Raw genomic sequence first — 23132 nt, forward strand, 5'->3', positions numbered from 1 at the left:
CGGTCAGCTTCGGGAAAGCGCGCGCCGCACGGCGCTGGCTACCTGACGGCTGGAACGCTGCAACGATTGCGGCGTGCTCGACCCGCGAGGGGCGACAAGGTTGATGGCCACGCGCACGTCGCTCGCCCTCGGCTGGCCAAGCGTTCCGGCTTCGACGCGGCCGGCCGAAGTCGGCACGAAAAGCTCCGGCCCCCGCTCGCCGACGAGGTAGCCCCGCCCGGGCGAGACATTGCCGCCGGTAGCCCGGCCGGGCAGCCCGAAGGCCGAGCCCAGAATGCTGCCGAAGTCGACAGGGCTACCCGAAGCGCCGATGCCCAATGCGGCAGGCAGGCCCTGTGCCGCTTGCGCGGCTATGGCGCTCAGCGTTTCGCTTGCCACGCGCTTGAGATCGTCGAACCCCAGATTGCCGCTGCGAATGGCGCCGGCAAGGCCGCGTTCCAGTACATCGCCGGCCTTCGTGAAACCGGAAACCAGATCGGTCTCGACACTGGCGCGCATCGTTGCGATGTCCCGGGCAAAGCCCTCGGTGCTGGCGCGCACATCGACCAGCAGGCTTTCGATTTCGTCATCCATGGTCGTTTTCCATCAGCCTTTGCAGTGCGGCCCGGTCGATGCCGGACGCGGCGGGGGGGAGGGGCGGGCGCAGGGCTGCGGCCAGTTCGCAGGGCGTGGCGGCCCAGAATACGTCCGGTCGCCAGCCCAAGTGACGTGCGGCCACTGCGAACAGAGCCAGCGCATGTTCGCCGAACGAGGGGCTCATCCGCTGCCCTTGAGGATCTGCGAAAGCAGGGTGCGTAGTGGCCCGGTACAGGCGGCCAGTCCGCACCGGGCAATCGCCTCGCCCAGAGCTTCCCGGGTCAGCGCCTGCCGGTCGGCGAGACAGTGCCAGAACAGAGTCGCCAGTTCGGACAGCCGCAATTCTCCGGCCCCCGCCCGCTCGACGAGCGCGAAGAGCGGTCCCAGTTCCTCCTCTGCGGCGACGAGGGCGCCGAAGGTCGGGCGCAAGACATGGGCCGTCCCGTCGATCTGGACGGCAGCTTCCCCGCGCAGCGGGTTCGTCCGCCTGTGCTCGGCCTCAGCCTGTTTCATGCCGCCGATACCTCGCCCGAGCTTTCGAGCTGGAGCGTGTAATTGCGCTCGCCATTGAAGTCGCCGGCATAGTCGAGCCGCTGGACGAGGAAGCTGCCGCGCAGTTTCTCGCCGTCCTCGAAGCTCAGCTCGTAGCTGTCGAGCGTGCCGTTCATGGCGTTGGCGCGGATCTGCGCCTCGGCGGCGCTGCCAAGGAAGAGGCCTGCCGCGCTGACCGACACCGCGCGGACGCCTGCGCCGGAAAGCAGTTCGCGCCAGCCGCCACTGTCCTTGCTGGTGATGACGACGGTTTCACCGGTGACGGACATCTGCGTGGTACGAAGACCGGCCACGGTCCGGAACGTGGCCGGATTCCCGCCATCGGAGATCTTGAGAAGGAAGGCGCTGCCTTTTTGTGCGGACATCTGCGTACTCCTTGGAAAGAGAGGGACTGGGGGATCACTGCGAGAGCAGCCGGAAACCGTATTCGAGCAGGATCGCGCGGCGGCTCTCGCTGCGCTGCTGGGCGCGGGCGCGCAGGAACCGGATCGTGACGATCGCGAGCCCTGACTGCTCGCGCGGCATGGCCTCGATCCGCGCCTCGATGGCGGCGACGAGCGCGGCCGCAGCATCGGGCCGGTCGCCGCGACAATGCAATTCAAGTGCGACGCGCACCTCGCGGCCCGCAGCGGTCTTGGTGCTCCAGTCGCTGCTGGCACTGGCCGCAATCGCGAGCCAGGGCAGGCTGGCGCGCAAGGGGGCTTCCTCGACGATGGCATTCAACTGATCGACCAGAGTGGTATCGGCGGTCAGCCAATCGAGCAGGGCGGCGCGCAAGGGCACTTCCATGGGCTATCCTTTCGGGAACAGGGGCCAGACCAGGTCCGCGCGGCGCCAACGGGTTTCGTCGTCGCGGCGGGCGAGGCGGCGGGACCGGGCATGGGCCTTGCCGAGACTGGAGGCGGCGGCGGTCAGCCGTGAGGCGAGGGCATCGAGGGCCTTGCCCGCCTCGGCTGCGATAATATGGCGGGTCATGCCAGGCGCAGGCTTCGCCACGGGCGCCAGAGCGCAGCGACGGAAGCAGGCGGAAGCTGTGCCGCACCTTCGGTTTCCCGCTCCCGGTGCTGGTGAGCGGCGAGCCGGATCACGCCGTGGCGCAGGGACTGGGGCAGATCGTCCCATGCAGCCGAGAGGCCTGCGGTGAAGCGCACGGCGATCCGTGCGTCCGGCTTGTTTGCCAGCAAGCGGATGCGCCCGGTGCCATCGGCATCGAGATCGATGTCATAGCGTTCGGTCGCCAGCGCCATACGGGAGCCATCGGCCGCCAGGGTCTCGAGAGAGGTGATCGCCTGGACCGGACGCGTGGCGAGGCTCATCCAGCCTGCAGCGGCGTCCAGCGTTTCTTCGCATTCGGACTCCAGCGGCCTTTGTCCGGTGAAGGCCTCGAACTGGTCGAGCGCGGTTTCCAGCAGGGCCTGCAGCGCGGCATCGTCCTGCGCGGTGGTAATGCCAAGCCACTGTTTGACTTCGGCGAGTGCCGAACTCGGCAGCGTGGCCGGCGTAAGGATGACCCGGTTCATCGGTCTCTCCATCGACAATGGGAAAGGTGTCGTCCCGGCGCGGGCCGGGACGACCGTTCGATCAGGCAGCGATCTTGAGGAGCTTGATCGCGTCGCTGTCGAGCACCTGTCCGCCGATCCGCTTGGTGGCGTAGAAGTGGACGAAGGGCTTGTTGGTGTAGGGATCGCGCAGGATCGCGGTGGCGCTGCGTTCGGCGATCAGATAGCCGGCGCGGAAGTTGCCGAAGGCGATCGGGCATTCCCCGGCGGCGATGTCGGGCATGTCTTCCGCTTCGACGACGGGATAGCCCAGCAGGCGATCGGGCTGGCCTTCGACGAGGCCGGGCTGCCAGACGAAAGCGCCGTCGTTGGTCTTGAGCTTGCGCACTTCGGCCAGCGTGGCCGAGTTCATCACCCAGCTCGCCCCCTGACGGTGCCCGGACTTGAGCGCATGAACGAGGTCGATCAGCTTGAGATCGGGCGCGGCGTCAAAGCCGGAGGCATCGCCCGAGGCGAGGTGCTGCAGCGTCCCGAAGGTGCGGGCAGCGTCGCCGGCGGTGCTGGTCGGCGCAGAGAGAAATCCCTTCGGCTGGTTGACCCCGTCACCGCTGACGAAGGCCGCGCCCTCGGCCCGGGCAAACTCGGTGGCGATCTCGTCGGCCAGCCAGGACTGGAGGTCGAAGACCGCATCGTCGAGCATCGCCTGGCTCGCCGCCGGATTGGCGTAGAGCTCGCCGGTCGGCGGGGCGATTTCGGCGAAGCCGGGCGTATCGGTTTGCGGGCGCACAGCGGTTTCGCTGACCCAGCCGGACGCGGTGCCGCCGGTCGTCACCAGCTTGCGATAGCCCGCGCTGCCGGTCTGCACGACCTGGGCGATCGAGCGGATCGGACTGATCGAGGTGAGGCGTGAGGCGATCAGCGCGTCGATTTCCCGGGGCACGGCATAGCCGCCGTCGGCCGCAACCGCGCCGGAGATCGACTTGAGCTCGGTCTCGCGGCCATGGCGCAGGTAGCCCTCGACGAAGCCCTTCACTTCGGGGCTGGCGGCCACGCTGCCTGCGATCACCGGACGGGCAGCGGCGCGGCTGATGCGATCGAGGCGGGACTTCACGTCCTCGACGTCGGTGCGGATCGCTTCGACGGTGGCCTCGGTCGCATCCTGCCGGGCGACGAGATCGAACGAGGCTTCGAGGTTTTCGGTGGGCACAGGGGATTCCATCAGCAATTGCCTTTCGGTCGGTGGGAAAAGTTGGTGCGGCCCGGAGAGGGCGCGCGCTTCAGCAGACGAGATGAACGCGCGCGCCGTGCTGCATCGGGCGGGAGACGAGGCTGACTTCGAACAGGTCGATGTCGAGCAGTTCGCGCCCGTCGCGGCCGGGGCGGCTGGTGCGCGCGCGGTAGCCGAACGAGAGGCCCGAGACGGCCCCGTTCCGAAGGGAGAGGGCTGCCGCGCCTTGCGGATTGTCGAGTGCGGCGATCACCCGCAGGCCCCGAGCGTCTTCGGCCAGGGTCTCGATCCAGCCGATGCGCAGGTCGGGGCGGTGCTGCCAGAACAGCGGCAGCGGATCGCGCCGTTCGGCAAGTGTGCGGGCGAAGGCGCCGCGGCGGATCGTGTCGCGCCCGGCATCGCGGCGGTCGAACAGGGCGGCGTAGCCGGCAAAGCGCGGGCCGTTCATCGCAGCAGCTCCGTCGCGCCGAGCCGGACCGCGATGCCCAGCAGCAGCAGGGCCAACAGCCCGCGCACGATCCAGCCGATCGCCGCTGTTTGTGCGCTCGTCTTGGCGTCACGCCACGCCTGGAGCAGTTCACGCAGTTCGCTCACGTCCTCGTGGGCCGTGGCATCGTCGAGACCGATCCGCTCGAGCATCCGGCTCGCGCCCAGTTCGCTGGCTTCCTCGACGATGGCGCGCAGGGTGACGATGTCGTTGCCCTCGTTTGCGGCCTGTGAGACGAGCCCGGTCAACATGTCGCTCTTGGTCATTGCTCGGCCTCCGCATGGTTTGGGCGCTCGGGCAGGCCGAGCAAGGCGCGCTTTTCGGAAGGTGCAAGGAAGTCGGCGGCACCGACTTGCGCCCAGAGCCGCTCGCGGTCTTCGGCAAGCGCCGGGATCCGGTCGAGGTCGATGGTGAGCGCGGCGTCGGGGAACCATGGCTCCAGACCTTCGCCGATGGCCGCCAGCATCTTGGCGGCTAGCGGAAGCAGGGTCAGACGCCAGAGCGCGCGGTTGGCCTCGCGGTAATTGGCGTAAGTCGAATCGCCTGGGAGGCCCAGAAGCATCGGCGGCACTCCGAAGGCGAGCGCGATGTCGCGGGCGGCCGCGGCCTTGAGCGTGGCGAAATCCATGTCGGCCGGACTCAGCGCCATGGCCTGCCACTTGAGTCCGCCTTCGAGCAGCATCGGGCGCCCGGCATTGCCCGAACCGGCAAAGGCGGATGACAGTTCGCTGCGCAATCGGTCGAACTGGTCGCTGGTCAACCCGTTGCCGTCACCCGCTTCGTAGACGAGCGCGCCCGAAGGCCGGGCCGCGTTCTCGAGCAGTTGCCGGTTCCAGTGCGAAGCAGCGTTGTGGGTGGCGATCGCCTCGTGCGCGGCGGTCAGGCACCCGGCGCCGTAGTGGTCGTCCGCCGGATGGAAGTGGCGGATGTGGATGAGGTTCGGCGAGGCGTCCTCGTCGAGCAGGGGGATGGCCAGCTGTCGCCCGGCTACGGCGTAAGTGAATGCGCTCGGCCAGCCGTCGTCGCCAGCCAGGATCGTCATTCTCTCGGGGCGCAGCGCGAACAGCTCGGCGGGGCGACCGCGCGCATCCTTGATGACCTGAACGTAGGCGTTGCCGTGCAGCAGCAGGTGCGAGACGATGGTTTCGAGCAGGGACTGCCCGGCGCTCGTCGCTGTGACGAGGGCGATGGGCCCCGGATCGGGGGCCTGCAGTGGCGCACCGGCGATCCCTTCCGCCACCAGCCGCACCGCGCGCTGGGCCACCGGATTGTCGAGATAGGCCTGGCGCACGGCGAGGTTGTATTCGAAGGGCGTGCGCCCGCCGCCGCCATCGGCGAAGAACCAGGGCGATGCCGGCCCTCGCGCCAGTGGCGCGCGGGTACTCTCGCCCTTGAAGGCGGCAAGGAGCGTATCGATGAAGGACATGGGGATTGCCTTTCGCTGGTTGGCTCAGGTGGTGCGCACGCGCGGCGCGGCGGCGCGGTCGAGCAGCAATTCGGTGATGGCCCAGACAAGGGCGTCGGCGCGGTCGGGTGAGCGGCCCGGACCCTGGTAGGTGCCGCCCGCGATCAACCCGCAGAGCTCGTCCTCGAGCGCAGGGAAATGTCCTGCATGGCGGACTTTCCCGGCTTCGTAGAGCGCGGCGACCGGCTCGGCGCGGGCAACCTTGCCGCGGCTGGCATGGACCAGCCGGATCGGCAGCGTAACGTCGGCGGCCCGCAGGACGCTGGCGACCATTGCCCCGCCCTGATTGGCTTCGGCGACGACGCGGTCGGCGCGCCAGGCGGCTGCCGCGCCGGCCACGGCGCGGGCCCAGCGCTCCGGACTGGCCTTTTCGACCGAGGCATCGGCGAGAATGTGCCCGCGTCCTTCCGCGCAGCGGGCGGCCACGACGATCCCGCAGGCATCGCCGCCTGCCGAAGCGGGCGGATCGACGCCGATGACGACGCGAACCGCTTCAGCGGGCGGGCTGGCCCTGCAGGCTTCGATCAGGGCGCGGGTCCAGAGCGCACCTTCGATATCGTCGAGCAGTTCGCCGTCGAGTTCCTGACGTCCCAGCAGGGACTTGCCGAAGCTGCGCCGCATGTCGCGCAAGTAGCTGGGCGGCAGGTTGTCGCGATTGTCCTCGGTTCTGCCGCGGGTGATGACGAGGTCGTCGTCCGGCTCGCAGAGCAGGCGCTGGACCAGCGGCACGGCCCGCGGTGTCGTCGTCGCCATGGCCCGGGCCCTGTCGCCCAGACGCAGGCCGAACAGGAGATTGTCCCAGGTGCGGCCTGCCTTGCCTGCGGCATTGTCCCACTTGGCTATCTCGTCGCACCAGGCATGGCTGTGCTGCGGACCGCGCAGCGATTCCGGTTCGCCGGCCGAATAGAGCAGGGCCTGCGCACCGTTGGGCCAGACCAGCCGCCGCAGGGAAGGCTCGAAGCCCGGCGCGCGGCGCGCAGGGCAGATCGCCAGGAGTCCGCTTTCGCCCTCGACCATCACCGCCCGCACCTCCGGCAGGGTTGCGCCCACCAATGCGATGCGCGCCGCCGGATCGGACTCCGCGATTGAACGAACCCATTCGGCACCTGCGCGGGTCTTGCCGAATCCGCGTCCTGCCATGACCAGCCATGTCCGCCAGTCGCCTGGCGGAGCCAGCTGTTCAGGTCGCGCCCAGAGCCGCCAGTGAGTGAGGAATTCGGCCTGTTCCGCCTCGCTGAGTTCGCGCACGCGCCTGCGTCTTTCGCGAAGGGGCAATGAGAGCAGCCAGGCAAGGCGGTCACTGCGTTGCATCGGCCGGCCTGTCCGTATCGGATCCGGTTGCAGCGCTGCGGGCGCGCATCCGGTCCAGCTTGGCGTCGATGGCATCGAGGATGGCCCCGGCATCGCGGCTTTCCCGCTGGGCCCGCTGCCTTGCGACTGCTTCACGGTGAAGCGTGAGCAGGCGCAGGGCCGTGGCATTGTCGAAAAGCCGCGTGCCACGTCGGGAACCGGCGGCCGGTTTCACTTCTCCCTCGCGAAGCCGGTGCAGCAGGTTCATTTCAAGGTGGTCGTAGCCTTCGCAAAGCGCCTCGTGCCAGGCGCGATAGAATTCGGGATCCTGCCTCCGGGCTGCGTAGGCCAGCGCCGGAGCAACACCGGCCTTGCGGGCGGAGGCGGCGACGTTCGAACTTGCCGCCAGTTCGGAGAGGAAGCGCGCGCGCCAGTCATGATCGGCCAACGCGGGTTCCGCCGGAACGGAACACGCGATGCGACCGGACGAGGGTGTGTCCGCCATGATCGATCCATGATGAGAGGAGTGTTCGCGAACCGGTTCGAAGCCCTTGGGCGACCGGTTTATCGCGATGTTCCTGTTGTGTACCGAAAGAGCGTGACGATGTCAAGCATTAATAACCAAATAGGTTATTGCTTGTCGGCAAACTCGCCTGCCTCTAAGCACGCGCCGACTGAATCCTCCGGAGAATTCGATGCTGCGTCGCCTTTACGATTGGACCATGGCCAAGGCCGCGCATCGTCATGCCGAATGGTGGTTGGCCGCCTTCGCCTTCGTCGAAGCCAGCTTCTTCCCGGTTCCGCCGCATCCGTTGCTGGGCCTGATGTGTCTGGCCGAACCGAAGAAGGCGATTCGCTTCGCGATCATCGCCACGCTCGCGTCGGTGGCCGGCGGCCTGCTTGGTTATGCGATCGGCCATTTCGCCTATGAGGCTTTCGGCGAAACGCTTCTGCGGGCGCTGGGGCTTTCGGAGAGTTTCCCCAAGGCTGCCTGCTATTTGCGCGAATACGGGGCGGAAATCATCATCGTGAAGGGGGCAACGCCGATTCCCTTCAAGCTGCTGACGATCACCGCAGGCTTCATCGGCATGAACCTGGCGGTGTTCATCGGGGCCTCGATCGTTTCCCGTTCGATCAGCTTCATGATCGTGGGTGTGCTGTTCCGCCTCTTCGGCGCGCCGATCAAGGCCGTGATCGACAAGCACCTGGGCAAGGTCACCGCCGCTTTTGCCGTGCTCGTGGTTGCCGGTTTTCTTGCCATCGCGTTCCTCGGTGGCGGCGCGGAGCAGACCAACGAGAAGTGCGAAGCAGCTGCGGCAACGCAGCCGGCGTGATCCTGCGACAGCCGGCGCAGACGTAAACGCCGGATCAGGGATTCTTCGCGCCTGCGGAGATACTTGACTGAAATGCGACTTGTGGCATTCTCTTCTTGCTGCACTGCAATATGTGGGCAGTGCCGGAAGGAGGGCTATGGCTGTTCGGATGGATGGAGCAAGTCAGGATTTCCTGAAGCAGCTCGAAGGCTACGGGCTTTCGACCATAGAGATCCACTATTTCCTGCCGGACCATCCGAAGTTGCTTCAGCTCTTCGCATTTCAGCAATACGACGTGGCACCACGCTTCCCGGTCCTTCGCGGTTTTCTCGACTACTGGAGCCGTGAAATCGAAGGGCCGCTGCATTCGGTCAGGATCGCCCACAAGCACCTGATCGGCCCGCAGGAATGGCAGGCCGTCGACGGGATCATTTCCATCCACTGACGATTTGAGGCACAAGGCGCAACGGGAACGGCTGGGGCCGACGCGGGTTCTTGCCGTAACCGGAAACAGGAGAACGCCATGCCCCTCAAGATCGCCGTCATCGTCGGCAGCTTGCGCGCCGATTCCTTCAATCGCAGGCTGGCAAAGGCCATGGTTGCCTTGCCCGAAGCGCAAGGTCACAGCTTTACTTTTGCGGATATCGGCGCATTGCCGCTCTACAATCAGGACCAGGACGACGATCAGCCGCAGGCCGTCAGGGACCTGAAAACGCTTGTGACCGAATCCGACGGGGTGATCTTCGCGACTCCGGAGTACAACCGCTCGATCCCGGGCGTCCTGAAGAACGCGATCGATCATGGATCGCGTCCGCCAGGGCATAGCTGCTGGAAGGGAAAGCCGGCTGGCGTCATCGGCACCTCGCCGGGCAAGCTGGGAACGGCCGCGGCGCAGCAGCACTTGCGCAACGTGCTGGCCGTGCTCGACATGCCGACGCTGGGCCTGCCGGAAGCCTATCTGCAATGGAGTGACGACCTGCTGACCGCGCAGGGCCAGTTCGCCCAAGCTACCGCCGGTTTTGCGGGCAAGTGGATGAAGGCGTTTCTCGGCTACGTCGCCCTGCACGCGGGTAAGGGCTGACCGCCGGGGCCCGAATCGGGTTGAGAAGACCGGCAGGCGTGCTTCGACGCCTGCCGGTTTCGTCTTGTCAGATGATGCCGACCGTCGTCCCGGCGCGCGTGAACATGCCGATGATCTGCTCGACCTGTTCAGCCGAATGTTCGGCACACAGCGAGCAGCGCAGCAGGGTCATGTTGGCGGGCGTTGCCGGCGGCCTTGCCAGGTTCACATAGAGGCCTTCGTGCAGCAGCGCTTCCCACATCGCCGCGCCGCGTTCGAGGTCGGGCATGATAACCGAGATGATCGCGCTTTGCGGTTCGTCCGTACCCAGTTCGAACCCGGCATCGCGCAGACCCTTGTGCAGGGTGCGCGAGTTCTCCCAGAGGTGCGCGCGCTTCTCGCCCGCGTTCATCAGCTTGCGGATCGAGGTGCAGGCGGTGGCGACCACGCTCGGCGGAAGGCTGGCGGTGAACACGTAGGGGCGGCACACCAGGCGCATGATCTCGAACTTGGGGTGGTTCGAAACGCAGAAGCCACCGACCGTGCCGACCGACTTGGAGAAAGTGCCGATCACGAAATCGACATCCGCGAGGCAGTCCTGGTCTTCGGCCACGCCGCGACCGTTGGGGCCGATGAAGCCCATCGAGTGCGCTTCGTCGACCAGCACCATCGCGCCGTACTTCTTGGCGACGGCGATCATTTCCTTGAGCGGAGCGATGTCACCCAGCATCGAGTAGACGCCTTCGAGGACGACGAGTTTGCCGGCACCTTCGGGAATGCGGCGCAGGCGTTTTTCCATCGCCTCGATGTCATTGTGCTTGAAGGGCACGACTTCGGCGTCGCCCATCTTGCAGCCGTCCCAGATCGAGGCGTGGCTGTCGATGTCGAGGACGATGTAGTCGCCCTTGCCGGCAATCGTCGAGATGATGCCGAGGTTGGCCTGGTAGCCGGTCGAGAAGACCATGGCGTGATCCATGCCGTAGAAATCGCAAAGCGCTTCCTCGACGGCCTTGTGCCCGGCATAGGTGCCGTTGAGCACGCGGCTGCCGGTGGTGCCCGAGCCGAAGTCGTCGAGCGCCTGCTTGCCCGCTTCGATCACGTCGGGATCGAAGGTCATGCCCATGTAGTTGTAGGTGCCGAGCAGGATCGTCTCGCGTCCGTTGCACATCGCCACGGTTGGCGAGAGCACGCGTTCCATGACGAGGCCGAACGGATCCTCGACGCCGGAAGCGAGCAGGTTCTCGCGCATCTGGATGAGCGGGTCGAACTTGCTGAACAGGTCCGCGTGGGTTTCGGTTACATTGTCGCTGAGCATGTCGGTCATGGGCCGTTTCCTTGGGAGTTCCGTCAGCCCTGGAGCTTGACCACGGCGTCGACGAGCTGACCGTAATTCTCGATCTCGGCCTGCTGGTTCATCGAAATGATGATGTCGAATTCGTCTTCGATGGCCGCGACGAAATCCATGACGGTGAGGCTGTCGAACTCAAGATCGTCAGTGAAGCGGGTCGCGTCGGTGATCTCGACGCCCTTCTTGTTGAAGGGGTCGATCAGTGCGGCGATCCGGGCCGAGGTTTCTTCGCGGTCCATGGTCTTTTCAACTCCGATAGGGTCGGGCGGCTCTCTGGCCGGGAAATGCGGCGCAAAAGCGGCGCGGCGCGGCAAAGTCAAGCATACTCGCAGGCTGCCGGATCATAAACGGCCTAGATCAGGGCTTTCACGGCCTGCATGAAAGGACCGATCGAGACCGGCTTGGCAAGATAGCCTTCGGCACCCGCCTCGCGAATCCGCTCCTCGTCGCCCTTGCCGGCATAGGCGGTGACCGCCAGGACCGGGATCGTGCGCAGGACCGGGTCCTTCTTGGCGGCCTCGATCAGGTCGAGGCCGGAGACATTGGGCAACTGGATGTCCATGATGACCAGATTGGGCACGAAGTCGCGGGCGCGGTCCAGCGCATCGAGGCCGTCGGCCACCGGCTCCACGGCGAAGCCCTGGCTCTTGAGCACATCGCAAAAGAGCTTCCGATTGAGGTCGTTGTCCTCGACAACGAGGATTCGCTTTGCCATTCGACGCCTGGACACCATCTAGGGGTTCCCTACCGCTCTATGTTACGCAAGCGAGGCTGACAATTCTCAGAGACACGCCATCCCCAGCCAACGGTGACCCGCAGGCCCTGGCGCTGAACGCCCTGGGTTGGGTGCTGGGCGACGACGATCGCGCCACCCGGTTCCTCGCCCTGACCGGGCTGACCCCGGATTCGCTGCGCGCTTCGCTGGGCGAGCCGGCGACGCTGGCAGCGGTGATAGAGTTCCTCTGCGCCCACGAGGCCGACCTTGTCGCAGCTTCCGAAGCGCTGGGCGTTGCGCCCGCCACACTGGTGGCCGCGCGTGAAAGGCTGGGAGCATGAAAAAGCCATTGCTCATCACCGACTGCGATGAAGTGCTGCTGTATATGGTCACGCACTTTCGTGAATGGCTGGCCGAGGATGAGGGCGTGACTTTCGACCTCGACCGGAGCGACTTCTACCGCTCGATGCGCCGGGTCGACAGCGATGAGCTGATCACCGAGAAGGACGCATGGCAGTTGCTCAACAAGTTCTTCGACGGACAGATGCATCGCCAGACCCCGGTGGAAGGCGCGGTTGCGGCGATCGGGACGATCGCTGAACATGCGGACGTCGTCGTGCTCACCAATCTCATGGATTTCCGCAAGGAAGCACGGACCCGGCAACTGGCGGACCACGGCATCGACGTGCGGGTCTATACCAACCAGGGGCCGAAGGGTCCCGCCCTCAAGGCAATTCTCGACGAATATGCACCAAGCCGAGCGGTCTTCATCGACGACCTCGCGCCGCATCACGGCTCGGTCCGCGATGTCGCGCCGGAGATCGGCCGCCTGCACTTGTGCGCGGAGCCGAGCATTGCCCCGCATATCCCCTGCGCCCACAAGGCCGGGGACGCCGACGCCCGGATCGACGACTGGAGCAGTGCGCTGCCCTGGCTGCTCGATCGCCTGGTCAATTCTCCAAAGGCTGATCTCCAGGCAGCCGTTACCTTGAAGGACAGTGAAGACAAATGAGTGAAATCGACGCCCGCCTTGAACAGCTCGGCCTCGTCCTGCCCGAACCGGCCGCGCCCGTCGCAGCCTATGTTCCCGTCGTCGTCTCCGGCAACGTGGCCTATGTCTCGGGCCAGCTGCCTTTCGTCGACGGCAAGCTCGTTACCGGTCGTCTGGGCGAGAATGTATCACTGGAACAGGGTATCGAAGCGGCCCAGGCCTGCGGCGTGATGATCCTCGCACAGCTCAAGGCTGCCATCGGCTCGCTTGACCGGGTCGAGCGAGTCCTGAAGCTGGGCGCCTTCGTCAGCTCCACCGGCGACTTCACCGATCAGCCCAAGATCGCCAATGGTGCATCGGAACTGATGGCAGCCGTCTTCGGCGAAGCCGGTCAGCATGCGCGCAGCGCGGTCGGCGTGCCGGTACTTCCGCTCGGCGCTGCCGTCGAAGTGGATGCCATTGTTGCCCTTCGCCCTGCTTGATCGCTGGTTCGCGCCGGCCCCTGACCCCCGCAAGGTCGCGTGGGTCGGCGCGTACAGCTATGCCCACCGCGGGCTTCATGCGCCGGGCGTGCCCGAAAATTCCCGTGCCGCCATCGAACATGCAATCGCCGGTGGATACGGGATCGAGATCGACGTGCAGCGTTCGGGCGACGGTCAGCCGGTCGTATTCCATGACTTCGACCTCGATCGGCTGACGCGGGAAACCGGGCCGGTGGCCCGGCGCAGCGCTGCCCAGCTCGGCGCCCTGCAGCTTTCGGGTACGGCGGAGACGATTCCGACCCTGCGGCAGGTCCTCAATATCGTCGACGGCCAGGTGCCGATCCTGATCGAGGTGAAGTCGAGCCGCGGGCAGCGCGTCGCCGCGACCTGCCTTGCCGTGCGCCGCGCCCTCGAAGGCTATACAGGCGCGCACGGGGTGATGAGCTTCGATCCGCGCGTCGCAAGCTGGTTCTGCCGACATTCTCCGCATACCGTGCGCGGGCTCGTCGTGACTGAGGAAGATGATCGCGCCCTGCCGGGAAGGATCCGCAGGCATCTTGCACTCTGGCATGCCAGACCCGACTTTCTGGCCTACGATATCCGCGATCTGCCCAGTAGCTTCGCTGCGAGCCAGCGACGGCGGGGCATTCCGGTCGCCACCTGGACGGTGCGGTCGGGTGAGCATCGCGAACGTGCAGCAGTCCATGCCGATGCCCCGATCTTCGAGGGCGTTGTCGTGGCAGAGAAAGGAGCAGGCGCGGCAGCGTGAGCGAAGGCGAATTCACTGCGAAAGTCCATTCTGCCATCGGGGCGCTTCCTGCGCAGGAGTGGGATGGCCTGACCGGCGGCGGCAACCCGTTCGTTTCCCATGCCTTCCTCAGCGCGCTTGAGGAATCGGGCAGCGTCGGCGGGCGCAGCGGTTGGCAGCCGGTTCCGATTACTATCGAAGGGCCCGACGGAAGCCTTGCCGCAGCCCTGCCGTCCTATCTCAAGCAGCACAGCCAGGGTGAATATGTCTTCGACCATGCCTGGGCCGATGCCTGGCATCGGGCAGGGGGTGAGTACTATCCCAAGCTGCAGATTGCCGTGCCATTCACTCCGGCGACCGGCCCGCGCCTGCTGACATCGCATCCCGAGCTGACTCTCCCTCTGCTGCGCGCGGCGGAAACGCTGTGCCGGAACAACGGGTTTTCTTCGGCCCATGCCACCTTCATCGAGCCCGAGCAGGTTCCGTATTTCGAGAAGGCCGGCTGGCTTTTGCGTGAGGATATCCAGTTTCACTGGGAAAACCGCGCCTATGCGGACTTCGAGGAATTCCTGACCGCGCTGTCGTCGCGCAAGCGCAAGGATATCCGCAAGGAGCGTGCAAAGGCGCAGGAAGGCGTCGAAATTCGCACCCTGCGCGGCGAGAACATCCGCGAGGAGCATTGGGATGCATTCTGGGAGTTCTATCAGGATACCGGCGCGCGCAAGTGGGGTCGGCCGTACCTGACGCGATCCGCGTTCACGCTGATGGGCGAGACGATGGCGGACCGGATCCTGCTGGTACTGGCCTTCATTGACGGCGAACCCGTAGCCGGCGCGCTGAACTTCATCGGCGACGAGGCGCTTTACGGGCGCTACTGGGGTGCCCGGCTCGACAAGCCGTTCCTGCACTTCGAGCTGTGCTACTATCAGGCGATCGATGCTGCGATCGCACTGGGCCTGTCACGCGTCGAGGCAGGGGCCCAGGGCGGGCACAAGCTGGCGCGCGGTTATGAGCCGGTGCGCACGGTTTCGGCGCACTACATCGTCCACGACGGCCTGCGCGAAGCGATTGCCGACTACCTTGAGCGGGAGCGCGCCGGAATCGCCCAGGACCAGCTCTGGCTGGGCGAGAGAGCGCCTTACCGCAAGGCCTGAACCGGAGCGAAGCTCCGGTCTGTCGTGCGATGATTCAGGCTGCGCGGCGCATCGAGGCCGAGAGCCATTCGCGCGCGCGGCGCTGGGCTTCGGCAATTTCGCGAGCCGTCATTTCGTCGGCCACTTCCGCGCGGCACGTCGCGGCTTCCTCGTGACCGGCAACGGCGGCGAGGTTGAACCACTTGTGCGCCTCGATCAGATCGCAGGCGGCGCCATGGCTGCCGGTGGAGTACGCGACTCCGAGATCGAAATAGGCGGAAACGTCTCCTTGCGACGCAGCAGCAAGGCAATTGGCAACCAGCAGGTCTTCAGCTTCGATATCCGCGGCTGAAGCGCTGGCGAATGCGTCGTTCTTGATCCAAACAGTTTGCATCTCTCGATACCCCCCTGTCCAACAAAGCCCGTTTTGGCAGTTCGACACGGCTAGGCTGGACCAGCGATGGTCAACAATCCGTTAACGTCGTTTGTGGAACTCTGCGCAGGTCCGAAAGAACCTGTCCCGTTTCGAAGCCGGGTTCAGGTTTTTTGTGGACGGCGGCGCATCTGCCCTTGTGCCGCACATACGGCGCATTTATAGGCGCGACCAACCGCGGATCTTCGAGGGGTTACCGGAAAAACCGGGGCCGCAGGGCGATGAAGGTTCGGGGCATACGTGCGGAGATTCTCTGGATGGCAACGGCCCTGTCTGATGAAATTGATGTGCTTTCGAAAGCAAAGCGTGTCTTGGGCGGCTCTTATGTCGCCGAACCTGACGAACCCTACATGTGCGAATCGCAGCAGGATTATTTCCGCCGGCTGCTCATGGCCTGGAAACGGCTGATCCTCGACGCTGCTGCAGGCACCCTGCAGCAACTGCAGGACGGTCCGATTCGTGAGCCGGACCTCAACGATCGCGCGTCGAGCGAGACCGACTGGGGTATCGAACTGCGTACCCGCGACCGCCAGCGCAAGCTGATCGCCAAGATCGATTCCGCCCTGCGCCGGATCGAGGAAGGTGAATACGGCTTTTGCGAAGTGACCGGCGAACCGATCGGCCTGGGCCGACTCGAGGCACGTCCGATCGCGACCATGACCGTCGAGGCACAGGAAGCGCACGAGCGCCGCGAAAAGATTTCCCGCGACGACTGACCCATTTTGGCACGGTAGTTCATCTCGCCTGAGGGATTACCGTGCTGTTAACTCTTTTTTCGTCACTCGGGACTAGCCTTCGTCAGGTAGCGTGTCTGCTCGTGCAAGTGTCTGTTTGCATGGGCATTACTGGCACCGGATGGAGCTTATGATCAAAGGCGAAAATCGGCAGATCGCGCGCGACAGCCTGTTTCTGCTGGCTGATCTGCGCGTCGATGGCCTCGATGGCGAATTTCGCATCAAGGTGCGCAACCTTTCTGCCGGCGGCATGATGGGCGAAGGCACGGTCCGCGTGGTGCGCGGATCGAAGGTCTCGGTCAGCATCCGCAATGTCGGCTGGGTCGACGGCACAGTAGCCTGGGTCCAGGAAAGCCGCTTCGGCGTGGCCTTCCGGGACGACATCGATCCCAAGCTGGCACGCGCGCCGGTCAGCGCAGGCGAGGATCCCTCGCCGCGCTTCGTACGTACTCACCAGCCCCCGGTTGCGGGCGTGACAGGCCTGCGCAAGATCTGACAGTGGATCTTGTCCGGCAGAGGGCAGGGCGTTTTTCCCACAATATCGAGACTTTCGTGCGAAATCGTCGCTTGCGCATTTGCGGCACGGCGCAAATCGATTAGTCCGGCAAACATGCTTCCCACGCGCAAAGCCTTCCGGGCCCTTGCCCCCTTGGTCGCGTTGACTCTGGGCGCCTGCAGTGGCTTCGACAATTCGACCCTGAACGTGGCGGTGATCGGGGAGCCGGACGATCCGTTCCAGTCCGGCAAGGAGGTGACCGCCTCCGGTCAGTTGATTCGTGCCGCGACGGTCGAAGGGCTTGTCGCCTTCGACGAAAAGGGACGCGTGATTCCCGCACTGGCCGATCGCTGGATCGTGACCGACGACGGCCAGAGCTATATCTTCCGGTTGCGCGACGGGGATTGGGCCTCGGGAGATCCGATCTCGGCGGAGTCGGCAAAGAAGGCGCTCGATACGGCGCTGAAGTCCCTGCGGCGCAACACCTTTGCGCTCGACCTGGCCGGCATCGACGAAGTTCGCGTCATGGCGGGCCGGGTTGTCGAGATCCGTCTCGCTCGCCCGATGCCCTATCTGCTTCAGCTACTCGCCCAGCCTGAACTCGGGCTCTATGAGGACAAGCAGGGCAACGGCCCGATGCGGATGAAGAAGATCGGCGACGTTGCGCGGCTGACGCCGATCGATCCTTCGACGCTGGGCCTGCCGGAGATCCAGAACTGGGATAAGCGTACCCGCAACATCGACCTGCTCTCGCTCAGCGGTCCCGAAGCGGTTCAGCGCTTCAACGATGGCAAGACAGACCTCGTCCTGGGCGGACGGATCGAAGATTTCCCGCTGACCCGCTCGGTCGGCATCCTGCGCGGGACGATCCAGCTCGATCCGGTGGTCGGCCTGTTCGGCTTGCAGGTCATGAACGACAGGGGTTTCCTGGCCGATCCGGCCAATCGCGAGGCGCTGGCCATGGCGATCGACCGGGACGCGCTGATCGAGCAGTTCCGTCTCGGCGGCTGGAAGCCCACGACCCGGATCGTGACGCCCAGTCTCGACGGCGATCTCGGCACCATCGGTGAGCGCTGGAGCGAGCAATCGCTGGACGAGCGACGCGCCATCGCCGCCGCGCGCGTGCGCATCTGGCAGGCTTCCGCAAAGCAGGACGGCGACAGGGCCAAGCAGGCCGCCAAGGCCGGGGCCGCGCCCGGCCCCGGAGCGGCAGCCGGTCCGCAGATCAGCATCTGGCTGCCGCAGGGGGAAGGTTCCGACATTCTCCTCGAGAAGCTCGGCAACGATTTCGCGGCGATCGGGCTGCACCTCGAAAAGGCGGAAAGCGCAGACAGTGCGGATCTCACGTTGGTTGACGACGTCGCGCGCTATCCGCGCGCCGTCTGGTATCTTAACCACTTGTCCTGTCGTGCAAAATTCGGCCTGTGTTCGCAGGAGGCGGATGCGCGTGTCAGTGAGGCCCTGGCGGCGGCGACACCGGAAGAACGCGCTGCGCTGATGACGGAGGCCGAGGCGGAACTGACTGCGGACAACGTCTATATTCCCTTCGGTTCACCGATCCGCTGGTCGCTGGTGCGCGGTAGCGTCGATGGCTTTGCGACCAACAGCTGGGGGTGGCATCCCTTGATGCCCCTGGCCTGGCTCCCCAGATAAGAGGCTGAGCACAGGCAACCAGAAGGAGTAGCCGAGCCTTGGCGACCGGAGAGAATACCGCGCGGCGCATGGACATGGAACTGCCGATCGGCACCGATCCGATGTCGATCCGCCGCCGTATCGAGGCGCTCGAACTGGTCCTCGAACGGGCCTTCGAAGTGCCCGGCATCCGCTACAAGGTCGGCCTAGACGCCATTGTCGGTTTCGTGCCCGTTCTGGGCGACCTGATCGGCGCGGCGCTTGGCATGTACCTCGTCTGGGAAGCCCGCAACCTGGGCATGTCGAAGTGGCAATTGGCGCGGATGACCGCCAATGTCGGCGTCGACACTGCGCTCGGCGCGGTTCCGCTGGTAGGCGATGCGTTCGACTTCGTGTTCCGTTCGAACAGCCGCAATCTGAGGATCATCCGCAAGCACCTCGACAAGCACCACCCGGAAACCCGGATCATCGAAGGTTGAACCGGGCCATGCGCAGTCTCGTCCCGCTGATGGCCGTGCTGGCCCTTGCCGGATGCGGCAAGGGCGACAACGATCCCGGCCCGGGCGGGGTGACCGTCGGCGAGGCCCGCGCCCTCGATCAGGCAGCGGAAATGCTTGATGAGCGCAGGCCTCCTGCGGCGGCACCGGAGTCGTCCGACGCTCCCTCAGAAGCGGCTACGTATGAGGTTGCCGAGTAAAGTAGGCGCCTGTTGCCGCGTTCCTGTCGAAGGGGGAAAGATGCGAGGTTGGCACATCTCGTAGCGCGCGAAGGGCAGACGTTACCTATTCAGTCGAAGCTCACCTTGCCGCGCCCGGCCTTTACGGCGCCCCGGATCTTCTTGCCTTTGAGGCGCTGCGTCTTGCCGACCCGGTTCAGGCGGCTCTTGGCGCGCTTCTCGGGCAGCTGGTGCGCTTCGCGCAACAGCTCGGCCATGCGCTCGCGGGCATCGGTGCGGTTGGCTTCCTGGGTGCGGAAAGTGCGTGCCGTCAACACCAGTTCGCCCCTGGCGGTCATTCGGCTTCCGGCAAGCTGCTTGAGCCGGGCGAAAACCGGCGGCGCAAGGCGCAGGGCGTAGACGTCGAGGCGCAGCTGGACCGCCGTCGCGACCTTGTTGACGTTCTGCCCGCCCGGCCCGGCCGAGGCGATGAAGGTCTCGGTCACGAGGGCGTTGGCGCGCTCGACGACCGCTTCACTCATCGGCAGGGCCGATGTCTGCCGAGCCGGGGTCTGCAAATCCGGGGTCGACGAAGCCGAGGGCCGCGAAATCGGCGGGAAGCGGAGCGACCGCGACGATGGGGTCTTTCTCGCCGCGCGGAACGGTGATCGCTGCGGCATGGAGCATCGTGCGACCGGCGCCTTTCTTGGTGCCGTAGACCGGATCGCCAAGCAGCGGCATGCCAAGGCCGGAGGCGGCGTGGACGCGGATCTGGTGGGTCCGGCCGGTCTCGGGGCGGAACTCCACGAGGGTCAGGCCGTCGCGGGTATCGAGTTTGCGCCAGTGCGTGACTGCCGGCTTGCCCTTGCGCGCCGGGATCATGCGCCAGCCGTCCTTGACCGTGCTCACTTTCGAGAGCGACAGGGCGATCGTACCCTCGTCCTCGGCCGGGACGCCGTCGACGATGCCTAGATAGCGCTTTTCCACCAGCCGTTCCTCGAATGCCGCGGCGAAGCGCTTGAGCGCCTTGGGGTTGCGGGCCAGCAGCAGGCAGCCGGAGGTGTCGCGGTCGAGGCGGTGGACGGGGATCGGCTCACGCTGGAAGCCCAGTTTGAGCGTGTCGATATAGTTGTCGAGGCTTACCCCGCCTGCGCGGGGGCGGTCGAGCGGCAGACCCGCAGGCTTGTCGATGACAAGCGCTTCGCCGTCTTCGAAGAGAATTTCCAGTTCCATCAGATGACTTCCATCAGGCAAGCGCCTTCGCAATGCGGCGCAATGCCTCGGTGAGTTTGGCCTCGTCGGCGCCGAAGCTGATGCGGAAGCCGTCACGGCCGCCGAAGCCCGATGCCGGGACGATCGCGACGCCGTTTTCGAGGAGGTGGAGCGCAAGGCCGGTATCGTCGCCGAACCGCTGCATCAGCGGAGCGGCATCGACCATGCAGTAAAAGGCGCCGTCGGGCGTCGGGGTCGAAAGGCCGGGAATGGCGTTGATCGCCGAGACCACCATGTCGCGGCGCGCGCGGAAGCGCTCGCACCACTCGGCCAGGAAATCCTGCGGGCCTTCGAAGGCGGCCACGGCAGCCGCCTGGCTGATCGAACAGGGGTTGCCCGAGGAATGCGACTGCAGCTTTTCCATCGCCCTGATCAGCCATTCCGGCCCGGCAGCCACGCCGATGCGGAAGCCGGTCATCGCGTGGCTCTTGGATACGCCCGAGATCGTCAGGATACGGTCCGCAAGGTCCGGGCACAGGTTCGCCAGCGTCGCGTGCGGCTCGCCGGTGTAGTTGATCGGCGCGTAGATGTCGTCCGAGAGCACCATGACGCGCGGATTGCGGCGCAGGACCTCGCCGATGTTGCGTAGCATGTCGGCCGGATAATAGGCGCCGGTCGGATTGCCCGGGCTGTTGAGCAGCAGCCACTGCGTGCGCGGACCGATCTGCGCTTCGAGATCGGCGGCGGTGAAGCGGAAGTTGTTCTTTGCCGAAGTCTTGAGCGGCACGACGCTGCCGCCGGCGAAGCGGATGATCTCGGGATAGCTCACCCACCAGGGGCAGGGCACGATCACTTCCTCGCCTTCGCTGATCGTGGCGAGCAGGGCATGGAAGATCGCCTGCTTGCCGCCTGCACTGACCGTGACCTGCGAGGCAGGCACCGCGATGCCCAGGTCGCGCGCAAAGTGCAGCGCGGCGGCCTGCTTGAGCCGCGATGTGCCGCCAACCGCAGTGTACTTGGTGTCGCCCGCATCGAGCGCGGCCTTGGCGGCCTCGATCACGTGGGACGGGGTGGCGAAATCGGGTTCGCCGACCGAAAGCGAGATGATGTCGACGCCCTGCTCGCGAAGCTGGATGGCGCGGTCTGTCATCGCCGTCGTCTGGGACGGGGCGATGCGGGAAAGGGCAAGGGATGTGTGCATCAGGTGAGCAATCTAGCCGGAATGAGGCCGCGCAGGGCGTTGCCGATAAAGAAGCCACCGGCAAGATCGTCGAGCGTCAGCCTGGCTTCGACGGCCCGGCCTTCGTCGAGCAGCGAGCGCCGCAGGACGCCGGGCAGCAGGCCGAGATCGGCAGGAGGCGTCAGCAGCTTGCCGTCGCGCTCGACGAACAGGTTGGTGAAGCAGCCTTCGGTGACGAGGCCATCGTCGCGCAGGAAGATGGCTTCGTTCGCCCCGGCTTGCCGGGCCGCGGCAAGGCCGGCCTCGTAGAAACCGCGGTCGCTGGTCTTGTGGCGCAGGCGCCAGTCGCCGCTGTCGACGGGCATGCGCAGCACCGCGACCGTTGCCGGTTCGGGCAAGCTCTCGGTCACGTCTGCCAGTTCGAGCGCGTAGGCACCGCTGCGGGCCGCGACGAGACGCAGCTTGGCCGGTCGCTCGGCGTCGAAGCACAGCGCCTGGATCGCATTGCGCACGGCGTGGCGATCGAAAGTGAAACCGAGCGCGGCGGCGCTCGCCTTGATCCGTTCCAGATGGAGTTCGAGCAGCGGAATGCCGTCTTCCGGCGTAAAGCGCATGGTCTCGATCAGATCGAAGCTCGCGGGCGAGTTTGTCCCACCCGAATGACGCGCTTCCGACTCTCGCACGAAACCCCCTTTGATCAGGCATTCCCGCCACTCGGGAAGCGCTTGCGAATCGGCAACGATTGCCGATCCGACCCCTAGCACCGCTCTGCCCCCGCCATTTTCGCCGGGAGTGAGCCGCAAGGTGCGGATTGCCACATTAAACGCGGCATCGCCAGAGGGTTCGATCCGGCCGATCGAGCCGCAATACGGGCCCCGCACGTGGCGTTCGACTTGCGCGATCAGTTCCATCGCCCGGATCTTGGGCGCACCGGTGATCGAGCCGCAGGGAAACAGCGCGCGCAGCACGTCGACCGCGCCCTTGCCGGGGGCGAGCGTCGCGCCGACCGAGGATACCATCTGGTGAACGGTCGGGTAGGTCTCGATCGTGAAGGGATCTTCGACCCGGACCGACCCGGCCTCGGCCACGCGCGAAAGGTCGTTGCGCATGAGATCGAGGATCATGAGGTTCTCGGCGCGGTCCTTTTCGGAAGCCGCCAGTTCCGCGCGCAGGTGCTGGTCCTCGGTCTCGTCTCGGCCGCGCGGGCGCGTGCCCTTCATCGGCTTGACCCGGACAGAACCGCCCTTGAGCGAGAAGAACAGTTCGGGCGAAAAGCTCAGGATCCAGTGACTGCCGTCGTGGATCAGTCCGCCGTATCCGGCACCGGCGGCCGGGCGGATCGCGGCGTAGAGCGCGAAGGGATCGCCGCGCCACGGACCCTCCAGCGGCATCGTCAGGTTGGCTTGGTAGATGTCGCCGTCGCCGATCGCGCCATGCAGGGTGTCGAACGCCTGCTCATAGTCCCCGATCGCGACTTGGGGGTCGAGCGGACCGATCGCGGCGGCATCGTCCGGCGCACACGAGGCAAGCCAGGTCGGAACGTCTGCAGCGGGGATGGTCTCGTAGCCAGCGAAGACGCCGAACCATACGAGCGGTTCGGCAGAGCCCGTGCGTTCGGGAAGCAGCCCGGCGAGCCGCGGCTCCAGAGCAAGACCGGCCTCGTAGGCCATGTACCCGGCCAGGTGGCGGCCTTCGCGCTGCAGGGCTTCGAGGCGTTCCAGCGCGGGGGCGACATCCTGCGCCCGCCGCGCCTCGACGATTTCGAGCGGTTCGCGGTAGAGCCGGGCTGCGGCTGCGCCCAGGGTGCGGGCGTCATCTAGAAGGACGAATGGACGTGTCATGGTGCGTGTTTCGCCCCGCCTTTAGCCGCGCAATCGCCGGCTGGCAAAAACCCTCTCGCACT

34 protein-coding genes are annotated in these 23132 nt (G+C 65.8%); 13 read left to right on the forward strand and 21 right to left on the reverse strand.

The window, feature by feature from the left end:
* Nucleotides 1–3 precede the first annotated feature (3 nt).
* The 13 genes from B5483_RS08070 to B5483_RS08130 form a co-directional block, all read right to left on the reverse strand.
* Nucleotides 4–573, reverse strand: a complete 570-nt coding sequence (locus tag B5483_RS08070) for a tail tape measure protein (RefSeq protein ID WP_079730027.1) — start codon at nt 571–573, stop codon at nt 4–6.
* Nucleotides 566–760: a phage tail assembly chaperone gene (locus B5483_RS08075; protein WP_054946605.1), complete on the reverse strand. Its 195-nt coding sequence runs from the start codon at nt 758–760 to the stop codon at nt 566–568. The genes B5483_RS08070 and B5483_RS08075 overlap by 8 nt, the downstream gene beginning before the upstream one ends.
* Nucleotides 757–1089 (reverse strand): gene transfer agent family protein, encoded by a 333-nt coding sequence (locus tag B5483_RS08080; RefSeq protein ID WP_079730028.1) that lies wholly within the window; start codon nt 1087–1089, stop codon nt 757–759. Before B5483_RS08080 ends, B5483_RS08075 begins: the two co-directional genes overlap by 4 nt.
* On the reverse strand, nt 1086–1493 hold the full coding sequence (locus B5483_RS08085; RefSeq protein ID WP_054946607.1) for a phage major tail protein, TP901-1 family: 408 nt from the start codon (nt 1491–1493) through the stop codon (nt 1086–1088). The genes B5483_RS08080 and B5483_RS08085 overlap by 4 nt, the downstream gene beginning before the upstream one ends.
* 34 nt (nt 1494–1527) lie before the next feature.
* On the reverse strand, nt 1528–1917 hold the full coding sequence (gp17, locus tag B5483_RS08090) for a tail completion protein gp17 (RefSeq protein ID WP_079730029.1): 390 nt from the start codon (nt 1915–1917) through the stop codon (nt 1528–1530).
* Between the two features lie 3 nt (nt 1918–1920).
* On the reverse strand, nt 1921–2103 hold the full coding sequence (locus B5483_RS08095; protein WP_079730030.1) for a hypothetical protein: 183 nt from the start codon (nt 2101–2103) through the stop codon (nt 1921–1923).
* Complete coding sequence (locus tag B5483_RS08100; RefSeq protein WP_079730031.1) at nt 2100–2648, reverse strand: head-tail connector protein; 549 nt, start codon at nt 2646–2648, stop codon at nt 2100–2102. The genes B5483_RS08095 and B5483_RS08100 overlap by 4 nt, the downstream gene beginning before the upstream one ends.
* 61 nt (nt 2649–2709) lie before the next feature.
* Nucleotides 2710–3846, reverse strand: coding sequence for a phage major capsid protein (locus B5483_RS08105; protein ID WP_079730032.1), 1137 nt, complete (start codon nt 3844–3846; stop codon nt 2710–2712).
* Nucleotides 3847–3904: 58 nt separating this feature from the next.
* Nucleotides 3905–4303, reverse strand: a complete 399-nt coding sequence (locus tag B5483_RS08110; protein WP_079730033.1) for an HK97 family phage prohead protease — start codon at nt 4301–4303, stop codon at nt 3905–3907.
* On the reverse strand, nt 4300–4608 hold the full coding sequence (locus B5483_RS08115) for a DUF6127 family protein (protein ID WP_054946613.1): 309 nt from the start codon (nt 4606–4608) through the stop codon (nt 4300–4302). Before B5483_RS08115 ends, B5483_RS08110 begins: the two co-directional genes overlap by 4 nt.
* Nucleotides 4605–5768 carry a phage portal protein gene (locus tag B5483_RS08120; protein ID WP_079730034.1) on the reverse strand — a complete coding sequence of 388 codons (1164 nt, stop codon included), beginning with the start codon at nt 5766–5768 and terminating at the stop codon, nt 4605–4607. Before B5483_RS08120 ends, B5483_RS08115 begins: the two co-directional genes overlap by 4 nt.
* A gap of 24 nt (nt 5769–5792) precedes the next feature.
* Nucleotides 5793–7118 carry a DNA-packaging protein gene (locus tag B5483_RS08125; protein ID WP_079730035.1) on the reverse strand — a complete coding sequence of 442 codons (1326 nt, stop codon included), beginning with the start codon at nt 7116–7118 and terminating at the stop codon, nt 5793–5795.
* A complete protein-coding gene (locus tag B5483_RS08130; RefSeq protein ID WP_054946616.1) occupies nt 7105–7602 on the reverse strand; it encodes a hypothetical protein in 498 nt (165 codons plus the stop codon). The genes B5483_RS08125 and B5483_RS08130 overlap by 14 nt, the downstream gene beginning before the upstream one ends.
* A gap of 190 nt (nt 7603–7792) precedes the next feature.
* Between B5483_RS08130 and B5483_RS08135 the strand changes: the two genes are divergently transcribed.
* The 3 genes from B5483_RS08135 to B5483_RS08145 all read left to right on the forward strand — a co-directional run bounded on the left by B5483_RS08135 (nt 7793) and on the right by B5483_RS08145 (nt 9491).
* On the forward strand, nt 7793–8431 hold the full coding sequence (locus tag B5483_RS08135) for a YqaA family protein (protein ID WP_054946617.1): 639 nt from the start codon (nt 7793–7795) through the stop codon (nt 8429–8431).
* 148 nt (nt 8432–8579) lie between these two features.
* Complete coding sequence (locus B5483_RS08140) at nt 8580–8855, forward strand: usg protein (RefSeq protein WP_054946618.1); 276 nt, start codon at nt 8580–8582, stop codon at nt 8853–8855.
* A gap of 78 nt (nt 8856–8933) precedes the next feature.
* Complete coding sequence (locus tag B5483_RS08145; protein ID WP_079730036.1) at nt 8934–9491, forward strand: NADPH-dependent FMN reductase; 558 nt, start codon at nt 8934–8936, stop codon at nt 9489–9491.
* Nucleotides 9492–9558: 67 nt separating this feature from the next.
* On the opposite strand, the gene spt is transcribed toward B5483_RS08145, so the two are convergent.
* From spt to B5483_RS08160, 3 genes are all read right to left on the reverse strand, one after another.
* Nucleotides 9559–10794 (reverse strand): serine palmitoyltransferase, encoded by a 1236-nt coding sequence (gene spt / locus B5483_RS08150; RefSeq protein WP_054946620.1) that lies wholly within the window; start codon nt 10792–10794, stop codon nt 9559–9561.
* Nucleotides 10795–10817: 23 nt separating this feature from the next.
* Nucleotides 10818–11057, reverse strand: a complete 240-nt coding sequence (locus B5483_RS08155; protein ID WP_079730339.1) for an acyl carrier protein — start codon at nt 11055–11057, stop codon at nt 10818–10820.
* Nucleotides 11058–11170: 113 nt separating this feature from the next.
* Nucleotides 11171–11533, reverse strand: a complete 363-nt coding sequence (locus tag B5483_RS08160; RefSeq protein WP_054946622.1) for a response regulator — start codon at nt 11531–11533, stop codon at nt 11171–11173.
* A 131-nt stretch (nt 11534–11664) separates the two neighbouring features.
* Between B5483_RS08160 and B5483_RS08165 the strand changes: the two genes are divergently transcribed.
* From B5483_RS08165 to B5483_RS08185, 5 genes are read left to right on the forward strand one after another with little or no spacing between them, the layout of a single operon-like run.
* Nucleotides 11665–11874 carry a DUF3572 family protein gene (locus B5483_RS08165; RefSeq protein WP_054946623.1) on the forward strand — a complete coding sequence of 70 codons (210 nt, stop codon included), beginning with the start codon at nt 11665–11667 and terminating at the stop codon, nt 11872–11874.
* The gene (locus B5483_RS08170; protein ID WP_054946624.1) at nt 11871–12545 is read left to right on the forward strand and encodes a hypothetical protein; all 675 of its coding nucleotides are present in this window, start codon (nt 11871–11873) and stop codon (nt 12543–12545) included. The genes B5483_RS08165 and B5483_RS08170 overlap by 4 nt, the downstream gene beginning before the upstream one ends.
* Nucleotides 12542–13006 carry a RidA family protein gene (locus tag B5483_RS08175; RefSeq protein ID WP_054946625.1) on the forward strand — a complete coding sequence of 155 codons (465 nt, stop codon included), beginning with the start codon at nt 12542–12544 and terminating at the stop codon, nt 13004–13006. Before B5483_RS08170 ends, B5483_RS08175 begins: the two co-directional genes overlap by 4 nt.
* Nucleotides 12978–13775, forward strand: coding sequence for a glycerophosphodiester phosphodiesterase family protein (locus B5483_RS08180; protein ID WP_054946626.1), 798 nt, complete (start codon nt 12978–12980; stop codon nt 13773–13775). Before B5483_RS08175 ends, B5483_RS08180 begins: the two co-directional genes overlap by 29 nt.
* On the forward strand, nt 13772–14908 hold the full coding sequence (locus tag B5483_RS08185; protein ID WP_079730037.1) for a GNAT family N-acetyltransferase: 1137 nt from the start codon (nt 13772–13774) through the stop codon (nt 14906–14908). The genes B5483_RS08180 and B5483_RS08185 overlap by 4 nt, the downstream gene beginning before the upstream one ends.
* Before the next feature lie 34 nt (nt 14909–14942).
* Here the strand turns inward: B5483_RS08185 and B5483_RS08190 are convergent, their stop codons facing one another.
* A complete protein-coding gene (locus B5483_RS08190) occupies nt 14943–15281 on the reverse strand; it encodes an SEL1-like repeat protein (protein ID WP_054946628.1) in 339 nt (112 codons plus the stop codon).
* A 296-nt stretch (nt 15282–15577) separates the two neighbouring features.
* Between B5483_RS08190 and dksA the strand changes: the two genes are divergently transcribed.
* From dksA to B5483_RS08215, 5 genes are all read left to right on the forward strand, one after another.
* Nucleotides 15578–16036 (forward strand): RNA polymerase-binding protein DksA, encoded by a 459-nt coding sequence (dksA, locus tag B5483_RS08195; protein WP_054946690.1) that lies wholly within the window; start codon nt 15578–15580, stop codon nt 16034–16036.
* 148 nt (nt 16037–16184) lie between these two features.
* Nucleotides 16185–16550, forward strand: coding sequence for a PilZ domain-containing protein (locus B5483_RS08200; RefSeq protein ID WP_054946691.1), 366 nt, complete (start codon nt 16185–16187; stop codon nt 16548–16550).
* Between the two features lie 114 nt (nt 16551–16664).
* Complete coding sequence (locus B5483_RS08205; RefSeq protein WP_079730038.1) at nt 16665–18203, forward strand: ABC transporter substrate-binding protein; 1539 nt, start codon at nt 16665–16667, stop codon at nt 18201–18203.
* Nucleotides 18204–18277: 74 nt separating this feature from the next.
* The gene (locus B5483_RS08210; protein ID WP_079730341.1) at nt 18278–18661 is read left to right on the forward strand and encodes a DUF4112 domain-containing protein; all 384 of its coding nucleotides are present in this window, start codon (nt 18278–18280) and stop codon (nt 18659–18661) included.
* 8 nt (nt 18662–18669) lie between these two features.
* Nucleotides 18670–18879 carry a hypothetical protein gene (locus tag B5483_RS08215; protein WP_054946631.1) on the forward strand — a complete coding sequence of 70 codons (210 nt, stop codon included), beginning with the start codon at nt 18670–18672 and terminating at the stop codon, nt 18877–18879.
* Between the two features lie 89 nt (nt 18880–18968).
* On the opposite strand, the gene arfB is transcribed toward B5483_RS08215, so the two are convergent.
* Genes arfB through pabB form a run of 4 tightly spaced genes read right to left on the reverse strand, consistent with a single transcriptional unit; the run spans nt 18969 to nt 23070 of the window.
* On the reverse strand, nt 18969–19379 hold the full coding sequence (arfB, locus tag B5483_RS08220) for an alternative ribosome rescue aminoacyl-tRNA hydrolase ArfB (RefSeq protein WP_054946632.1): 411 nt from the start codon (nt 19377–19379) through the stop codon (nt 18969–18971).
* Nucleotides 19372–20070 (reverse strand): RluA family pseudouridine synthase, encoded by a 699-nt coding sequence (locus tag B5483_RS08225; RefSeq protein ID WP_176167979.1) that lies wholly within the window; start codon nt 20068–20070, stop codon nt 19372–19374. The genes arfB and B5483_RS08225 overlap by 8 nt, the downstream gene beginning before the upstream one ends.
* 13 nt (nt 20071–20083) lie before the next feature.
* On the reverse strand, nt 20084–21250 hold the full coding sequence (locus B5483_RS08230; protein ID WP_079730039.1) for a pyridoxal phosphate-dependent aminotransferase: 1167 nt from the start codon (nt 21248–21250) through the stop codon (nt 20084–20086).
* Nucleotides 21250–23070, reverse strand: a complete 1821-nt coding sequence (pabB, locus tag B5483_RS08235) for an aminodeoxychorismate synthase component I (protein ID WP_079730040.1) — start codon at nt 23068–23070, stop codon at nt 21250–21252. Before pabB ends, B5483_RS08230 begins: the two co-directional genes overlap by 1 nt.
* Between the last annotated feature and the right edge of the window lie 62 nt (nt 23071–23132).

It is taken from the genome of Novosphingobium mathurense, assembly GCF_900168325.1.
GTDB classification, from domain to species: Bacteria; Pseudomonadota; Alphaproteobacteria; order Sphingomonadales; family Sphingomonadaceae; genus Novosphingobium; species Novosphingobium mathurense.

Coding starts and splice junctions, on each gene's coding strand:
- B5483_RS08070 (WP_079730027.1), bottom strand. CDS start 573: ATGGATGACGAAATCGAAAGCCTGCTGGTCGATGTGCGCGCCAGCACC.
- B5483_RS08075 (WP_054946605.1), bottom strand. CDS start 760: ATGAGCCCCTCGTTCGGCGAACATGCGCTGGCTCTGTTCGCAGTGGCC.
- B5483_RS08080 (WP_079730028.1), bottom strand. CDS start 1,089: ATGAAACAGGCTGAGGCCGAGCACAGGCGGACGAACCCGCTGCGCGGG.
- B5483_RS08085 (WP_054946607.1), bottom strand. CDS start 1,493: ATGTCCGCACAAAAAGGCAGCGCCTTCCTTCTCAAGATCTCCGATGGC.
- gp17 (WP_079730029.1), bottom strand. CDS start 1,917: ATGGAAGTGCCCTTGCGCGCCGCCCTGCTCGATTGGCTGACCGCCGAT.
- B5483_RS08095 (WP_079730030.1), bottom strand. CDS start 2,103: ATGACCCGCCATATTATCGCAGCCGAGGCGGGCAAGGCCCTCGATGCC.
- B5483_RS08100 (WP_079730031.1), bottom strand. CDS start 2,648: ATGAACCGGGTCATCCTTACGCCGGCCACGCTGCCGAGTTCGGCACTC.
- B5483_RS08105 (WP_079730032.1), bottom strand. CDS start 3,846: ATGGAATCCCCTGTGCCCACCGAAAACCTCGAAGCCTCGTTCGATCTC.
- B5483_RS08110 (WP_079730033.1), bottom strand. CDS start 4,303: ATGAACGGCCCGCGCTTTGCCGGCTACGCCGCCCTGTTCGACCGCCGC.
- B5483_RS08115 (WP_054946613.1), bottom strand. CDS start 4,608: ATGACCAAGAGCGACATGTTGACCGGGCTCGTCTCACAGGCCGCAAAC.
- B5483_RS08120 (WP_079730034.1), bottom strand. CDS start 5,768: ATGTCCTTCATCGATACGCTCCTTGCCGCCTTCAAGGGCGAGAGTACC.
- B5483_RS08125 (WP_079730035.1), bottom strand. CDS start 7,118: ATGCAACGCAGTGACCGCCTTGCCTGGCTGCTCTCATTGCCCCTTCGC.
- B5483_RS08130 (WP_054946616.1), bottom strand. CDS start 7,602: ATGGCGGACACACCCTCGTCCGGTCGCATCGCGTGTTCCGTTCCGGCG.
- B5483_RS08135 (WP_054946617.1), top strand. CDS start 7,793: ATGCTGCGTCGCCTTTACGATTGGACCATGGCCAAGGCCGCGCATCGT.
- B5483_RS08140 (WP_054946618.1), top strand. CDS start 8,580: ATGGATGGAGCAAGTCAGGATTTCCTGAAGCAGCTCGAAGGCTACGGG.
- B5483_RS08145 (WP_079730036.1), top strand. CDS start 8,934: ATGCCCCTCAAGATCGCCGTCATCGTCGGCAGCTTGCGCGCCGATTCC.
- spt (WP_054946620.1), bottom strand. CDS start 10,794: ATGACCGACATGCTCAGCGACAATGTAACCGAAACCCACGCGGACCTG.
- B5483_RS08155 (WP_079730339.1), bottom strand. CDS start 11,057: ATGGACCGCGAAGAAACCTCGGCCCGGATCGCCGCACTGATCGACCCC.
- B5483_RS08160 (WP_054946622.1), bottom strand. CDS start 11,533: ATGGCAAAGCGAATCCTCGTTGTCGAGGACAACGACCTCAATCGGAAG.
- B5483_RS08170 (WP_054946624.1), top strand. CDS start 11,871: ATGAAAAAGCCATTGCTCATCACCGACTGCGATGAAGTGCTGCTGTAT.
- B5483_RS08175 (WP_054946625.1), top strand. CDS start 12,542: ATGAGTGAAATCGACGCCCGCCTTGAACAGCTCGGCCTCGTCCTGCCC.
- B5483_RS08180 (WP_054946626.1), top strand. CDS start 12,978: ATGCCATTGTTGCCCTTCGCCCTGCTTGATCGCTGGTTCGCGCCGGCC.
- B5483_RS08190 (WP_054946628.1), bottom strand. CDS start 15,281: ATGCAAACTGTTTGGATCAAGAACGACGCATTCGCCAGCGCTTCAGCC.
- dksA (WP_054946690.1), top strand. CDS start 15,578: ATGGCAACGGCCCTGTCTGATGAAATTGATGTGCTTTCGAAAGCAAAG.
- B5483_RS08200 (WP_054946691.1), top strand. CDS start 16,185: ATGATCAAAGGCGAAAATCGGCAGATCGCGCGCGACAGCCTGTTTCTG.
- B5483_RS08205 (WP_079730038.1), top strand. CDS start 16,665: ATGCTTCCCACGCGCAAAGCCTTCCGGGCCCTTGCCCCCTTGGTCGCG.
- B5483_RS08210 (WP_079730341.1), top strand. CDS start 18,278: ATGGAACTGCCGATCGGCACCGATCCGATGTCGATCCGCCGCCGTATC.
- B5483_RS08215 (WP_054946631.1), top strand. CDS start 18,670: ATGCGCAGTCTCGTCCCGCTGATGGCCGTGCTGGCCCTTGCCGGATGC.
- arfB (WP_054946632.1), bottom strand. CDS start 19,379: ATGAGTGAAGCGGTCGTCGAGCGCGCCAACGCCCTCGTGACCGAGACC.
- B5483_RS08225 (WP_176167979.1), bottom strand. CDS start 20,070: ATGGAACTGGAAATTCTCTTCGAAGACGGCGAAGCGCTTGTCATCGAC.
- B5483_RS08230 (WP_079730039.1), bottom strand. CDS start 21,250: ATGCACACATCCCTTGCCCTTTCCCGCATCGCCCCGTCCCAGACGACG.
- pabB (WP_079730040.1), bottom strand. CDS start 23,070: ATGACACGTCCATTCGTCCTTCTAGATGACGCCCGCACCCTGGGCGCA.